The sequence below is a fragment of the Vreelandella gomseomensis genome, from assembly GCF_031451645.1.
Taxonomy (GTDB): domain Bacteria; phylum Pseudomonadota; class Gammaproteobacteria; order Pseudomonadales; family Halomonadaceae; genus Vreelandella; species Vreelandella gomseomensis.
Window position 1 is genome coordinate 107200 of record NZ_JARWAI010000012.1, and the last position, 13415, is coordinate 120614.

The following is a 13415-nucleotide window of genomic DNA, read 5'->3' on the forward strand; positions in this document are numbered from 1 at the left end:
ATAGCATTGCTGATAGGCGCTACCGGGCTGATCTACCTACGTTACCAGCAGGGTCATCGCCGATGGGCACGTCATCCGGATTAGCCACCCAGACACGATTGCGGCCCCGGCGCTTGGCTTGGTAAAGCGCCTGATCGGCGTGACAAAGTATATCCTCAGCGGTCATGCTGTCCGCCGGAGGCAGCACCGCCACGCCCACGCTGACGGTGACGACCGCCCGGGGCGAGAGGCCGGCATTGGGTATCTCCAGGGCTTCGACGCTGCGACGGATGCGTTCGGCCTCCAGATCGGCGGCCTCCGGCGACGCCTCTGCCATGAGCACCACGAATTCCTCGCCGCCAAACCGCACCACCAGGTCGGCGGTGCGGCTATTCAGCTGCATGGCCCTGGCTACCTGGCGCAAACAGTCGTCGCCCTGGGGATGCCCGTAGTGATCGTTATAGGCCTTGAAGTGGTCGATATCGATCACCATCAGTCCGATCCAGGCATCTTTCTCAACAGCCTCGCGCCAGCGTGTGGCAAGTTCAGCGTCGAACTGTCGACGGTTGGCAAGGTTCGTCAGCGGGTCGGTCAGCGACAGCTGGGATAGCACTTCGTTGTCTTTTAGGTAATGGCCGGCGCGCAGCTTTTCCCGCAGTACGTGCAGATATGAAAGTCGCTCACTACGTTCGAGACGGTAGTTGGCCACCAGCGTGAAAACCGCATTGGCGAGGAGGGTAAAAATAGCCAGCCGCTTGGCGTCTGTCGGCATCGGGTCGTAGGTCACCACAAACGCCGAGGCGATCACAATACTGAGCACCGAAGACGCCAGCGCGTAGCGGAAACGCAGCGAATACACGATATTGCCCACCACCAGGATGAGCCCGAAAGAGAACACGTCCAGATAGGAGTAGAACGCGGTGGACGAGGCTAGAATCACGCAGGAGATCACCGTGGCACACACCACCGTACAGGCCATCAGGAATTCGCGCGCCGGTGGCGACACCCCGCGATGCACCTGCCAAAGGATGGCCAGCCCGACGGGCAACATCACCCCTGCCCGCAACGCTACCGCCATGGTGAACGCATCGGGGCGAAAGCTGAAATCATTGATTAGAAAGAGGTTATAGATGAACGCCGATATCAGACCGGCCGCCACCATGTTACGGCTGCGCTGCCGCTGCGTATCCGCCTCGAACTGCGTTTCTATGTGACCGGCAAAGCGCAACCGCCAGGGGCCTCTGCCAAGCGCGTCTTCGACGTCTTTGAGCAATACGTCATTCACCATGCTCCCACCCCTATGGCTCAACCAGCTCACCCATCGCCTAAGTGCCACATTCGTGGGCATAATGCTGTACTTTGAAGACGGCCTTGTAATGCCACGATAGCATCAAGTTATGATGAATACGTCGTTGCTGATTAAACGAAAGATCACACTTTTGTGTGAGCAAGGCTTTGACGTTCTAGTGAAGGCGGTCGCCCTCACTTCACTCGGTCAAGCAGCCACTATCGGATAAGGAGAACCGGCATGCAGCGCGAGCAGGATCCCGAGACACGCGATTGGACGTTCACGCTGGGACACCGTGAACTGGTGGTGCACCAACGCTATGAAGCGCTGAGCATTCTGAATGATTTCATGCTGGGGGTCTGGTTCACCATCGGCAGCATCTGCTTTTTCTACGAAGGCAGCCTCAAAACGCTGGGCGTGTGGCTCTTCGTGATTGGTAGCGTACAGCTGTTGTTACGCCCGGCGATTCGCCTGCATCGTTATATCTACTTCAAGCGGCTGCCGGACACCAATCACGATGCCTAGCAGGCCGCTCAGCGCAGCTGGCTATCCTTGCTACCTCGACGGTTATAGCCGCTGACGCTTGACTGCGTCTTGTCCACGGCCGCCTGGCAGTCCACGCACAGCCGAACCCCGGGAATCGCCTTGCGGCGAGGCTCGGGGATCGGCTCGCCACATTCTTCGCAGGTGTCCAGGCTTTCGCCCCGGGGCAATTGGCTACGGGCGCGCTGCACCGCGTCTTCCAGGGTGCTATCTATCTGTGCTTGTTCAGCGCCGTCTTTTGCCCATCCTCCGGCCATGATCGCGCTCCTCGCTAAGGTGAAACCTCTTTCAGCATAGCAGCTAGGCGGACGGGTCGTGTTACTCGACGTCCTCGAACACCTCGGGGTATTTGCGCTTGGCGCGCGCCAGCCGAATGATGGTAATGATATTGGTGATCACGATCAGGGCTTCGGCAAGCGTGCCGCCAATCGTGCCGATCAGCAGGTTGTTGAGCATCCACGCCAGGGCCGCCAGCCCCAGGAAGACGCGCATGGCAATGCCGCGCAGCAGGAACATGCCCAGCGTGCCCAGCACCATGGCCGTCAGGGGCAAGACGTCGATCCAGCTCTGCCAGGTGAGCCATGCCGCGATACCGCTGACCGCCAGTACTCCCGCCATGACCGGCTTGCTGCCCAGAAAGCGCCGAGCCAGCACGATGCGTACGATCACCAGCACCGTCAGCGCAGCGGCGGTCCAGCTCGCGAAGAACACAAACTGCAGCGCAAAGGCCACATTGGCCGAGATCAACAGCACCAGCAGTCGATCATCGTGCTTGCTTGCAAACGCCACCAGGCAAATCACCAGGGCAACCAGGCCAAAGAACTGACCGGCCAGGGTGCTGTGGCTGAATGTATCAAGCATAACGGCGGAGCTCCTAGGGGCGAGGTGGAGCCTCCAGGCTAGCATGTTGCTGCCGGTGGCGCTGCCAGGCGATGGCGAGCATCGGCACCAGTGCCACGGGGATCAATACCAGGTTGAGCATGCCCCAGCCCAAACCGCTGACCAGGGGCCCCGCGAGCAGCGCCGTGGTGGCGGCTGTCCCAAACACGAAAAACTCGTTGGCGGCCTGGGTGCGGGCTTTATCCACCGGCCGGTAGCTTTCGGTGAGCAGCCCGGTGGCGGGCAGGAACGTAAAGTTCCACCCCAGGCCCAGCAGCATCAGCGCCACGTTGAAACCGGCGAGACTGATACCCAACTGAGCGACCAGTGCGCTTGCCACCAATAGCAGGCAGCCTACCACGATGATTCCTTTGGCACCGAAGCGAGTGGCCAAGTGACCCGTAAAGAACGAAGGCAAGAACATGGCCACCACGTGCCACTGAATGGTCATCGAGACGTGGTTGAAGTCGTGCCCCGCTCCCGCCATGGCGAGCGGCGTTGCGGTCATGGCCAGATTCATCACGCCGTAACCGACCATCGCCGCGCTCACCGCCACAATAAACCCGGGCTGGCGGACTATCCTGCCCATCGGCAAGGCGGTGCCTTCACCGTGGGTGCGCGAAGCGGGCGGTAATTGCGTCAGGATCAGCACCACCAACGCCAGGGCGTAGATGGCAGCCAGACCGGCAAAGCTGCCCAGAAACGGCACCTCACCCAGTTCCCGGCTGACTCTTGCCAGCCACGGCCCGGCAAACGCGGCCAGGACACCGCCGCCCATCACCAAGCCAATCGCCCGATCACGCAGGTGCGCAGGCGCCGCCTCCACGGCGGCAAAGCGATACAGCTGACCAAAGCCAATGCCGATGCCGATCAACCAGGTCGCCAGCAAGAACAGCCCAAAACGTTCGCTCATCAACGCCTGAACGGCCACCAGCGCGCCCACCAATCCCACTATGTTGCCCAGCATGAACCCGCGCTTGCGGCCCAGCCTGGCCATGATCAGCGAGGCGGGAACGGTGGCGCACATCAATCCCAGCCACTGGGTGGCAACCGGTGCAGTGGACAATGACGCGCTGGGCGCCAGAGAGGCCCCGATCAACGGCGAAACGGCAATCAGCAGGACATTACCGGTGACCAGCAGCGCCTGGCAGAGCGATAACAGAGTGACGGTTAACGGCATGAGTGATGCTCCAGGGTGGAATCCGCATGGGAAGACGCAAAGCGTTGGCGATAGACGGAGGGGGATACCCCGTAGTAGCGCTGGAACTGTCGGCGCAGCTGCTCGGCACCGCCCAGCCGCCAGCGCTTGGCAAGCCGCTCCAGCGCTACCGGCGTGTGCCCGTCGAGCAAGGCAAGGCGCGCCTGCTCAAGCCGCAGTTGAGTAAGGTAAGCCCCTGGCGTGGTGTTCAGATGCCGCCTGAACAGCCGTGACAGATGGCGCGGCGTTACGGCCATGAAGTCCGCCATCCCGGTCACGGAATGCTCGGCGGCGGGATCGGCGTGCAGACGGTCGAGCAGGCGGCGCAGCGGGCCCGCGGATTGCTGGCCGCGCAGTATCTCGCTGAACTGGGATTGCCCGCCAGGGCGATGCAAGAACACCACCAGCTCGCGGGCCACGCGCCCGGCAAGCTCGGCGCCGTGATCGGCTTCCAACAATGAGAGTGCCAGATCGATCCCCGCCGTTACGCCAGCACTGGTGTAGCGTCCGCCGCTTTCAACGTAGAGTGCGTCCGGCGCTACCTTGAGTGACGGGTAGGCGTTGGCCAGCGCGTCGGCGTATCGCCAATGGGTGGTCACGCGCAGGCCGTCCAGAAGCCCAGCCGCCGCCAGCAAAAAAGCGCCGCTGCAGATGGATCCCAGGCGGCGTACCTGCGGGGCGAGCGCGCGCAGCGTCGCCAGCATCTCGGGCGTCTCGCATTGACGGGACACGCCGCTGCCGCCCGCCACCAGTAGGGTATCCAGCGGCGCTAGCGACGCCAACTGGTCGAGGGAATGACTGGCATCAAGCGCCAAACCGCCGTTGGTCATCAGCTTGCCGGGCACACTGGCCGCAAGGGTTAGCTGATAGAGCGGACGTTGGCTCAGCTCATTGGCAGTGGCAAATACCTGCCAGGGGCCGCTCACATCGAGCAGTTGGCAGTCGGGATAAGCGATTAGCGCAATATGGCGGGACATGGTGGTTCTCCCTTCAGCAGATAGAAGAGAGTGTCACCGTTATGGCAGAATGTCGGCAAGGACGATTACCCCACCGATTAAGACATTGGCCGATTAGCCCGTTTGGCTGACGGGCGCGCCTTCCATCCGGCGCACGCTGGACACAAAGTCGCTGAAGCGCTCGCCCTGGATCAATACGTGATCGCTGAGCGCCTGCTGGGCACGTACCGCATCGCCGCATTCGATGGCATCGAAAATAGCCTGGTGCTCGCTGAGCGAGTTGTGCACGCGCTGGCGAACCTGCAGTTGCAACCGTCGATACGGCTTCAGGCGCTGCTTGAGCTGGCGTGCCTCGCTGGCGAGAAAGGTGTTGTGGCTCGCCGTGTAGATACAGTCGTGAAAACCTTCGTTCTCGTAGTAATACTCGTCGGTGTCCCCCGCCAGCGCTGCTGCCTCGCAGCGTTGATGCGCCTCGCGCAGGGCGGAAAGCTCCTGTTCGGTGATGCGCCGGGCGGCCAGCCGACCGCACATACCTTCCAGCTCGGCCATCACCTCGAACATTTCGATCAGCTGGTCAATGCCCACCTTGGCGACAAAGGTTCCCCGCTTCGGCGACACCGTGACCAGGCCGCTGGCCACCAGCTGCTGGATCGCCTCCCGGACCGGGGTGCGTGAGACGTTGAACTCCGCCCCCAGGGTTTCAGGATCAAGCCGCTCGCCGGGCGAACGGCGTCCGTTAATGATGTCGTCTTCCAGTGAATCCTTGAGCCGCTGGGCGTTGGAGCGTTTCGAGCCTGGCATGCGTCACCCCCTTTATTGGCAGCGCTAAATTGTACAGAAAGAATATGTCATAAAGTTGACATTAGCATACGTAGCGCCTATTGATGTATATATCAGCTCGTCTGATGAATACATAAAAGCCAATCCAAGACCACAACAACAACCGTTGGAGACGCCACATGCAACGTAACCACCTAGTCACTGCCGCCGCTTTAGGACTGGCAATCGCCGCTTCGCACGCCTCAGCCAATACCGTACTGCGCGCATCCCACCAGTTTCCTGGTGGCCAGGGCGATGTGCGCGACGAAATGGTCCAGATGATGGCCGAGGAAGTGGCCAACGCTGACGTCGGCCTTGAAATAGAAGTCTACCCTGGCCAATCACTGTTCAAGGCGCGCGAGCAATGGGGCGCGCTGGCGCGGGGGCGGCTGGATATCACCTCACTGCCGCTCGACTATGCCAGCGGCCGTCACCCGGAGTTTTCCGCCACGCTGATGCCCGGCCTCGTGCGCAATCACGAGCACGCCCAGCGCCTTAACGACTCCGAGTACATGGACATGATCAAGGACGTCATTCAGGAAGGCGGAGCGCGCGTCCTGGCGGATGCCTGGCTGTCCGGCGGCTTTGCCTCCAGCGAGCGGTGCATTACCTCGCCCGATACCGTGGACGGTCAGGTTTTCCGTGCTGCAGGTCCGGCCTTCGAGGAAATGCTCGAGGCCGCCGGGGCGTCCATCGCCTCGATGCCGTCATCGGAAATCTACACCGCCATGCAAACCGGCGTGCTGGATGCCGCCAACACCTCGTCGATGTCGTTCGTGTCCTACCGCCTTCACGAACAGGTGGATTGCCTGACCCAACCCGGCGATTTTGCCCTGTGGTTCATGTACGAACCGATCCTGATTTCCGAGCAAGTCTGGCAGGGCCTTAGCGACGAGCAGCAGGCTGCCCTGATGGACGCCGGCGATAAGGCCGAGGCGTTCTTTGCCGAGGAAGCCGCCGCCATTGACCAGCAGATGGTCGACGTCTACGAGGAAAACGGCGTTGAGGTGGTCAGCATGAGCGAAGAGGATTACAACGCCTGGCTCGAGATCGCCCGTGAAACCTCCTATAAAAACTTCGCCGAAAACGTCCCTAACGGCCAAGCCATCATCGATGCGGCGCTAGCCGTCGAGTAAGCAGCTGGTTTTGCTTGCATGCCGGCCACCTTGCAGGGTGGTCGGCATCGCTCACGGCTTGCCCGATCAGAGGCATCCGATGTGATGACAACAGCTTGACGAGGGACATATGGCGACGACAACAACGCATACTCCGCCAGCGCGTAGCGGCCTGATCGGGGGCTATATACGGGCAATGGACAAGCTTTCACGCCTGTCGGCCTACATCGCCAGCGCCCTGTTTATTGCCGGGGTGCTGGTCATCTGCCAGATGGTGTTCACGCGCTACGTGCTCGGCTGGAGCACCAGTTGGCAAACCGAATTCACGATTTTCTCTGTGACAGGGGCGATGCTGATGGGTAGCCCTTACGTGCTCATGACCGGCGGTCACGTGGCCATCACCATCTTACCCGATGCCATTGGCGGCTTGGGCCGCAAGATCATGCTTACCATCGCCTCGCTGTTTGGCTTCGCGTTCTGCGCCGCGCTTGCCTACGCCAGTTGGGTCTACCTCTTCGAAGCGCTCCACGGCGAATGGACAACCGGCTCGGTGTGGAACCCGCCGCTTTGGCCGGCGCTGCTTCCTGTGGCAGTCGGTACGACCTTGCTGGCGTTACAGTACGTCGCCGACATTCTGCGCGGGGAGGGCTGACCATGGATCCGATTACGCTGGGTATTATCGTGGCCGTGGGCCTGATCGTGCTGATGGCCATCGGCACGCCGATTGCCTTTGCCCTGGGCGGTGTCTCGCTGATGGCGCTGCTCTATGACCGCGGTCTGCCCGAACTGACTTACTTCGGGGAAACGTTTTTCGACCGTATTGCCGAATTCGGCTTTGTGGCGATCCCCATGTTCATTCTGATGGGGGCGGCCGTGGCGTCCTCGCCCACCGGGCGCGATCTGTATCGCTCGCTGGATTTGTGGATGGGACGGCTACCGGCGGGGCTTGCAGTATCCAATATCGGCGCCTGCTCGATTTTTGCCGCGCTGTCCGGCTCCTCCCCCGCCACCTGTGCGGCCATCGGCAAGATGGGTATTCCGGAAATGCGCACGCGGGGCTATCCTGACGGCGTCGCCGCCGGCTGTATTGCTGCGGGCGGCACCCTGGGGATACTGATTCCGCCATCCGTAACCATGATCATCTACGGAATTTCCACCGAAACGTCCATCGGCCGTCTGTTTATCGCCGGCGTGGTACCGGGCTTCATGCTCGCGGGGCTGTTCATGATCTGGACCATCATCGCCTGCAAGCTGGCGGGCGGCTACGCCAACCCAGTGGCAGCCTCTGCGGAAAAACTCAAGAACACCGTTCAGCAGAACGTCGACAGCAACATGAAAGCCGTGGTGCGCGTCCTGCCCTTCCTCGGGGTGGTCGCGGGCATTCTATTCGCGCTGTACGGTGGCGTCGCGACGCCGTCCGAGGCGGCGGGCGTCGGCGCCTTCCTGTGTCTGATGCTGGCCATCCTGATCTACCGCATGTGGCAGATCGGGCCGCTCAAGCTGATCATGCGCGACTCCCTGCGCGAGAGCGTGATGATCATGCTGGTCATCGCCTGCGCCGAGGTATTCGCCTACGCGTTATCGTCAATGTTCATTACCCAGACCGTGGCGGCCGCCATTGCCGATATGGACGTCAACCGCTGGGTACTGATGGGCGTCATCAACGTCTTTCTGCTGGTCGCCGGCTTCTTCCTGCCGCCGGTGGCGGTGATCGTCATGACCGCGCCGATTCTGTTACCGATCATCCTGGCGGCAAACTTTGATCCTTACTGGTTCGCGGTGGTGCTCACCATCAACCTGGAAATCGGCCTCATCACGCCGCCGGTGGGGCTCAACCTGTTCATCATCAAAGGCATTGCACCGGACATTTCGCTGCGCGACATCCTGCTGGGCAGCCTGCCGTATGCGCTGTGCATGGTGCTCGCCATCCTGCTGCTGTGCCTGTTCCCCGGCATTGCCCTATGGCTACCCAATCTGATCATGGGCTAAGGGAGAATTACCATGAACATGACGTTTCTACAGGAACTGTTCAACAACATTACCCAGCGCGATGCGCTGTTGCGGCGGCGTCAGACTGTCGCCTCGGCGGTGGATCACACGCATCTGGTCAAGGCCTGCCAGGCGCTACTGGAGAGCGACGGCGAAGCGTCCAGCATTGCCCTGGCCAGCCGCGCCCTGGCGATCTATCGGCGCCTTTCCGAAGAAGAGAAAAAGCGTTTCTTCAAACGCCTCGCCGAAGACTTCGCCGCCGAGCCCGAGCAGATTGACAGCGCCTACGCCGCCTACCGCAAGGCCCGGGACAATCGCTCCCTGCAGACGCTGTTCGAAGCCTGCGAACCGCTTCGCCAGGAGCTTTTCAGACGGCTCAACTTCGCCAGCGACGGCACCTACGAACTGGTCAATATGCGACAGGATCTGCTTGGCCTGCTGCGTGAGCAGCCCGACCTCGCACCCATCGATGACGACTTTGCGCACCTGTTCGGCTCCTGGTTCAACCGCGGCTTTTTGATGCTCAAGCGCATCGACTGGAATACGCCCGCGTCGATTCTCGAGAAGATCATCCGCTACGAAGCGGTGCATGAAATTCAGGATTGGGACGACCTGCGCCGCCGTCTGGATGCCCGCGATCGCCGCTGCTTTGCCTTTTTCCACCCGGCGATTGGCGATGAGCCGCTGATTTTCGTTGAGGTGGCGCTGCACAAGGGCCTGCCCAGCCGCATCCAGCCGATCCTGTCCGGTGCGGAAGGCGGCATTGAAGACCCCGAAGACGCCGACAGCGCCGCCTTCTTCGGTATCAGCAACTGCCAGACCGGCCTGCGCGGCATCTCGTTCGGCAACTTCTTGATCAAGCAGGTGGTGCAGGAGCTTTCCCAGGAACTGCCGCAACTCAAGTACTTTGTGACGCTCTCGCCGGTACCGGGGTTTGCCCAGTGGCTTGCCGAGCAGCGCGGGGACGAGCAATGGCCGTCCAGCGTACGCGATGCGCTCGCCGAGCTGGACACGTCTGGATGGCACCAGGACAAGCAGCGCCAGGAGCGGCTCAAGGCGATCATCCAGCCGCTTGCTGCGCACTACCTGGTGGATGAAAAAAACCGCCACGGTCTGCCGCTCAACCCCGTCGCCCGCTTTCATCTGGGCAACGGCGCCAAGCTTCAACGTATCAACTGGCTGGGCGATATTTCCGACAAGGGCCTCAAGCAGGCCGCCGGCCTGATGGTCAACTACCTCTATGTGCTCGACGACATCGAGCGCAACCACGAAAATTATACCGCCAACGGCACCATTGCCTGCTCAAGCGACGTGCGTGACCTCGCCAAACGGGCGCGCAAGCTGGCCAAGGGAGAACTCGCCAAATGAACCACAATCTGTTTGCCACCTTTGCCACGCAAATGCACAAACGCGGCGAGGCCGATTTCATTACTACCCGCGAGGGGCGCCGCTATTCCCACGCCGATGCGCTTGTCCAGAGCGCCCAGCTTGCCGGTGCGCTGATAGCGCTTGGTGTGCGTCAAGGCGATCGTGTGGCGGTTCAGGTGGACAAAAGCCCCGAAGCCATTCTGCTATACCTGGCCTGCCTGCGGATGGGCGGTGTCTATTTGCCCCTCAACACCGGTTACACCGGCGATGAAATTCGCTATTTTCTGGGGGATGCCGAACCGGCGCTGTTTGTCTGTCGCCCTGCGGTGGCCGACGAGGCCCGTCGGATCGCCGCCGATACCGGCTGCCCCGCCGTCGTGACGCTGGGCAGCGCGGCAGACGGCAGCCTGATGGACGAAGCCGAAAACGCCACGCCCCATGACGCTATCGCCGAGCTTGCTCACCGCGACCTGGCGGCAATTCTATACACCTCGGGCACCACCGGGCGCTCCAAGGGGGCTATGCTGACCCACCAGAACCTGGCCTCCAATGCCGACACCCTGGTCAAGGCATGGCACTTCAGCGCCGAGGATCGCCTTATTCATGCCCTGCCGATTTTCCATACTCACGGGCTGTTTGTGGCATGCAACGTCACCCTGATGGCCGGTGCCAGCATGCTGTTTCTGCCCAAGTTTGACGCCGACGTGATTTTCGAGGAGCTGCCCCGAGGCAGCGTGATGATGGGCGTACCGACCTTCTATACCCGCCTTGTGCAGGACGCTCGTCTGACCCCGGAGGTCACGGCCAATATGCGCCTGTTCGTGTCGGGCTCGGCCCCGCTGACCGCCGAAACCCACGAGGCCTTCGAGGCCAAGACCGGGCATGCCATTCTCGAGCGTTACGGCATGACCGAAACCAACATGAATATCTCCAACCCGTATAACGGTGCGCGTCGTGCGGGCACCGTAGGCATGCCCCTGCCCGGAGTGGAGATGCGCATCACCGACCGGGAAACCGGCGATGACGTCGCTCCCGGCGAGATCGGCATGCTGCAGATTCGCGGACCCAACGTGTTCATCGGCTATTGGCGGATGCCGGAAAAGACCCGCGAAGAACTGCTGGAGGATGGCTTTTTCATTACCGGTGACCTGGCCATGGTCGACGAACAGGGCTATGTGCATATCGTCGGGCGGGATAAAGACCTGGTGATTTCCGGGGGCTATAACGTCTATCCCAAGGAAATCGAGCAGGTCATCGACGAGCTTGACGGGGTGTCCGAGTCGGCGGTGATCGGCCTGCCCCACCCCGACTTTGGCGAAGGCGTGACCGCCACCGTGGTGCCCCTGCCAGGAGCCGACCTTGACGAGGCTACGATTATCAACCACCTGCAGGGAAGGCTTGCCAAGTACAAGCAGCCCAAGCGCGTGTTCTTTATCGATACCCTGCCGCGCAACACCATGGGCAAGGTGCAAAAGAACGAGCTGCGCAAACGCTTCCAGAACACCTACCAGCCGGTTTAACGCCCAAACCAGACGCCCCGCCCTGTGTTAGCAGGGCGGGGCGTTTTTACGTCTAGCCGGCAGGCAAGGTGCGCTTATCCGGCAAACGCTGCGTACATGATGACCACCAGTACCACCAGCACGATACCGGCGGGTACGGCTCCCTTCCACGGGGTGAGATCAACGTCGCCCGAGTGCTCCTGAACCCAGTCGGTCTCGCGGGGGCGCAGCTTGCCGATCACCAGCATCATCGCCACCAGCAGCACGAACACCGCCGCGACAAAGTGGAACTCGTGCATGATGACCGGCAGCTTGTTGAAAGGCGGCACGAAATACCCCGCCGCGATAAGCAGGCAGCCGCCCACCAGACCTACTTTGGCAGCCATCGGCGGCACACGCTTGGTCAAGAGCCCGACCAGTACCACGGCCAGAATGGGAATAAAGTAGATAGCGTTCATCTTCTGCAGGTAGCCGAACAGGCTATCCTGGCCCGCCAGCAACGGCGCGATGATCATGGTGATGATCGCCATGACCCAACCAAACACCTTGCCCGATTTGACGACCTGGTCTTCGGTGGCGTTCTTGTTGAGCACCTGCTTATAAATGCCCAGGCTGAAAATGGTCGTCGTGCTGTTTAGCGCGGAGTTGAACGACGACAGGATCGCACCGACCATCACCGCGGCAAAGAACCCGGTGAGATATGGCGGCAGCACGTTGAACACCAGATGGCCGTAAGCCTCGTCGGCGCGGATGCCGTCAGCGGCGTACAGGTGATAGGCGATGATGCCCGGCAGCACCAGATAAAGCGGGCCCAGCAGCTTGAACAAGCCGGTCAGCAGCACGCCCTTCTGGCCCTCTGCCAGGTTCTTGGCCGCAAAGGTACGCTGAATGATCTGCTGGTTGGTCGTCCAGTAGAACAGGTTGATCAGGAAGACCCCAGTAAACAGTGTGAAGAACGGCACCTGCTGGTCGTCACCGCCGATGGAGTTCAGCTTGTCGGGATTGCTGGTTTTCAGGGTGTTCCAGCCTTCCACGATGCCGTTGCCATCGCTGACGGCTTGCAGGCCGAAGTACACGATCACGAAGCCACCAATCAGCAGGCCAACCCCGTTAAGCGTGTCGGACACCGCCACCGTGCGCAGGCCACCGAACAGCGCATAGATCGCCCCCACGATGCCCACCACCCAGACGGTCAACCACAGCAGCGTCGTCGGCGAGCTGATACCCGTCAGCGCAGGGAGATCCAGCATCCCCTGAAGACCCACTGCGCCGGAGTACAGAATGATCGGCAGCAGAATGACCGCATAGGCGATCAGGAAGATCACGTTCGCAATCAGCTGGGTGCCTTTATCAAAACGAATCAGCAACAGCTGCGGCAGGGTGGCAATACCGCTTTTCAGAAAACGCGGCAGGAAGAACAGCGCCAGGGCCACCAGGGCAATGACCGCGACGACTTCCCAGGCCATGACGCTCAGGCCATCGCTGAAAGCCGCGCCGTTGAGCCCCACCATCTGCTCGGTGGACAGGTTGGTCATCAATAGCGAGCCGGCGATCAACGGGAACGTGAGCGTTCGCCCCGCCAGGAAATAACCGCTGGTACTGCTGTGATCATCCCGGCGCGTAATCCGCCAGGTCATGAAGGCCACTAGACAAGTGAAGAATAGAAATGACGCCAGGGTGAGGGCATGCATAAGAACATCCTTCGGGGCGGTCGCGCATGCGGTGCTGAAAAGCACGCCATGCCAGCGCTGTGAATTTAGGTAATTTTACCGAGTGGCGGAG

The 13415-nt window shown here is 61.2% G+C and carries 13 protein-coding genes; 6 read left to right on the plus strand and 7 right to left on the minus strand.

The annotated features are described in order from the left end of the window. Positions 1-19 precede the first annotated feature (19 nt). Positions 20-1267: a GGDEF domain-containing protein gene (locus QC815_RS15075; RefSeq protein WP_230445869.1), complete on the minus strand. Its 1248-nt coding sequence runs from the start codon at positions 1265-1267 to the stop codon at positions 20-22. A gap of 240 nt (positions 1268-1507) precedes the next feature. Here QC815_RS15075 and QC815_RS15080 point away from each other — a divergent pair, with 240 nt between their 5' ends. Beyond that, positions 1508-1792, plus strand: coding sequence for a YrhK family protein (locus tag QC815_RS15080; RefSeq protein ID WP_230445868.1), 285 nt, complete (start codon positions 1508-1510; stop codon positions 1790-1792). A gap of 8 nt (positions 1793-1800) precedes the next feature. Here QC815_RS15080 and QC815_RS15085 read toward each other — a convergent pair whose 3' ends face one another. From QC815_RS15085 to QC815_RS15105, 5 genes are all read right to left on the minus strand, one after another. Continuing rightward, positions 1801-2067: a DksA/TraR family C4-type zinc finger protein gene (locus QC815_RS15085; protein ID WP_230445867.1), complete on the minus strand. Its 267-nt coding sequence runs from the start codon at positions 2065-2067 to the stop codon at positions 1801-1803. A gap of 61 nt (positions 2068-2128) precedes the next feature. Beyond that, complete coding sequence (locus QC815_RS15090; protein ID WP_230445866.1) at positions 2129-2671, minus strand: YgjV family protein; 543 nt, start codon at positions 2669-2671, stop codon at positions 2129-2131. A 13-nt stretch (positions 2672-2684) separates the two neighbouring features. After that, positions 2685-3869, minus strand: a complete 1185-nt coding sequence (locus tag QC815_RS15095; RefSeq protein WP_310540707.1) for an MFS transporter — start codon at positions 3867-3869, stop codon at positions 2685-2687. Next, complete coding sequence (locus QC815_RS15100) at positions 3860-4864, minus strand: GlxA family transcriptional regulator (protein WP_230445864.1); 1005 nt, start codon at positions 4862-4864, stop codon at positions 3860-3862. Before QC815_RS15100 ends, QC815_RS15095 begins: the two co-directional genes overlap by 10 nt. Positions 4865-4957: 93 nt before the next feature. Next, positions 4958-5644: a GntR family transcriptional regulator gene (locus QC815_RS15105; RefSeq protein ID WP_230445863.1), complete on the minus strand. Its 687-nt coding sequence runs from the start codon at positions 5642-5644 to the stop codon at positions 4958-4960. 158 nt (positions 5645-5802) lie between these two features. On the opposite strand from QC815_RS15105, the gene dctP reads away from it, so the two are divergent. From dctP to QC815_RS15130, 5 genes are all read left to right on the plus strand, one after another. After that, on the plus strand, positions 5803-6798 hold the full coding sequence (gene dctP / locus QC815_RS15110) for a TRAP transporter substrate-binding protein DctP (protein WP_230445862.1): 996 nt from the start codon (positions 5803-5805) through the stop codon (positions 6796-6798). Positions 6799-6907: 109 nt separating this feature from the next. Next, positions 6908-7429: a TRAP transporter small permease subunit gene (locus QC815_RS15115; protein WP_230445861.1), complete on the plus strand. Its 522-nt coding sequence runs from the start codon at positions 6908-6910 to the stop codon at positions 7427-7429. A gap of 2 nt (positions 7430-7431) precedes the next feature. Continuing rightward, positions 7432-8766 (plus strand): TRAP transporter large permease, encoded by a 1335-nt coding sequence (locus tag QC815_RS15120; RefSeq protein ID WP_230445860.1) that lies wholly within the window; start codon positions 7432-7434, stop codon positions 8764-8766. A gap of 12 nt (positions 8767-8778) precedes the next feature. Beyond that, entirely contained in the window at positions 8779-10134 is a 1356-nt protein-coding gene (locus QC815_RS15125) for a malonyl-CoA decarboxylase (protein ID WP_230445859.1), read from the plus strand. Continuing rightward, complete coding sequence (locus tag QC815_RS15130) at positions 10131-11654, plus strand: malonate--CoA ligase (protein ID WP_310540708.1); 1524 nt, start codon at positions 10131-10133, stop codon at positions 11652-11654. The genes QC815_RS15125 and QC815_RS15130 overlap by 4 nt, the downstream gene beginning before the upstream one ends. A gap of 74 nt (positions 11655-11728) precedes the next feature. Here QC815_RS15130 and QC815_RS15135 read toward each other — a convergent pair whose 3' ends face one another. After that, positions 11729-13324 carry a solute:sodium symporter family transporter gene (locus QC815_RS15135; protein ID WP_230445857.1) on the minus strand — a complete coding sequence of 532 codons (1596 nt, stop codon included), beginning with the start codon at positions 13322-13324 and terminating at the stop codon, positions 11729-11731. Between the last annotated feature and the right edge of the window lie 91 nt (positions 13325-13415).

Excerpts from the sequence above, each read along its gene's own strand:
- QC815_RS15075 (WP_230445869.1), bottom strand. The coding sequence starts at position 1,267 with ATGGTGAATGACGTATTGCTCAAAGACGTCGAAGACGCGCTTGGCAGA.
- QC815_RS15080 (WP_230445868.1), top strand. The coding sequence starts at position 1,508 with ATGCAGCGCGAGCAGGATCCCGAGACACGCGATTGGACGTTCACGCTG.
- QC815_RS15085 (WP_230445867.1), bottom strand. The coding sequence starts at position 2,067 with ATGGCCGGAGGATGGGCAAAAGACGGCGCTGAACAAGCACAGATAGAT.
- QC815_RS15090 (WP_230445866.1), bottom strand. The coding sequence starts at position 2,671 with ATGCTTGATACATTCAGCCACAGCACCCTGGCCGGTCAGTTCTTTGGC.
- QC815_RS15095 (WP_310540707.1), bottom strand. The coding sequence starts at position 3,869 with ATGCCGTTAACCGTCACTCTGTTATCGCTCTGCCAGGCGCTGCTGGTC.
- QC815_RS15100 (WP_230445864.1), bottom strand. The coding sequence starts at position 4,864 with ATGTCCCGCCATATTGCGCTAATCGCTTATCCCGACTGCCAACTGCTC.
- QC815_RS15105 (WP_230445863.1), bottom strand. The coding sequence starts at position 5,644 with ATGCCAGGCTCGAAACGCTCCAACGCCCAGCGGCTCAAGGATTCACTG.
- dctP (WP_230445862.1), top strand. The coding sequence starts at position 5,803 with ATGCAACGTAACCACCTAGTCACTGCCGCCGCTTTAGGACTGGCAATC.
- QC815_RS15115 (WP_230445861.1), top strand. The coding sequence starts at position 6,908 with ATGGCGACGACAACAACGCATACTCCGCCAGCGCGTAGCGGCCTGATC.
- QC815_RS15120 (WP_230445860.1), top strand. The coding sequence starts at position 7,432 with ATGGATCCGATTACGCTGGGTATTATCGTGGCCGTGGGCCTGATCGTG.
- QC815_RS15125 (WP_230445859.1), top strand. The coding sequence starts at position 8,779 with ATGAACATGACGTTTCTACAGGAACTGTTCAACAACATTACCCAGCGC.
- QC815_RS15130 (WP_310540708.1), top strand. The coding sequence starts at position 10,131 with ATGAACCACAATCTGTTTGCCACCTTTGCCACGCAAATGCACAAACGC.
- QC815_RS15135 (WP_230445857.1), bottom strand. The coding sequence starts at position 13,324 with ATGCATGCCCTCACCCTGGCGTCATTTCTATTCTTCACTTGTCTAGTG.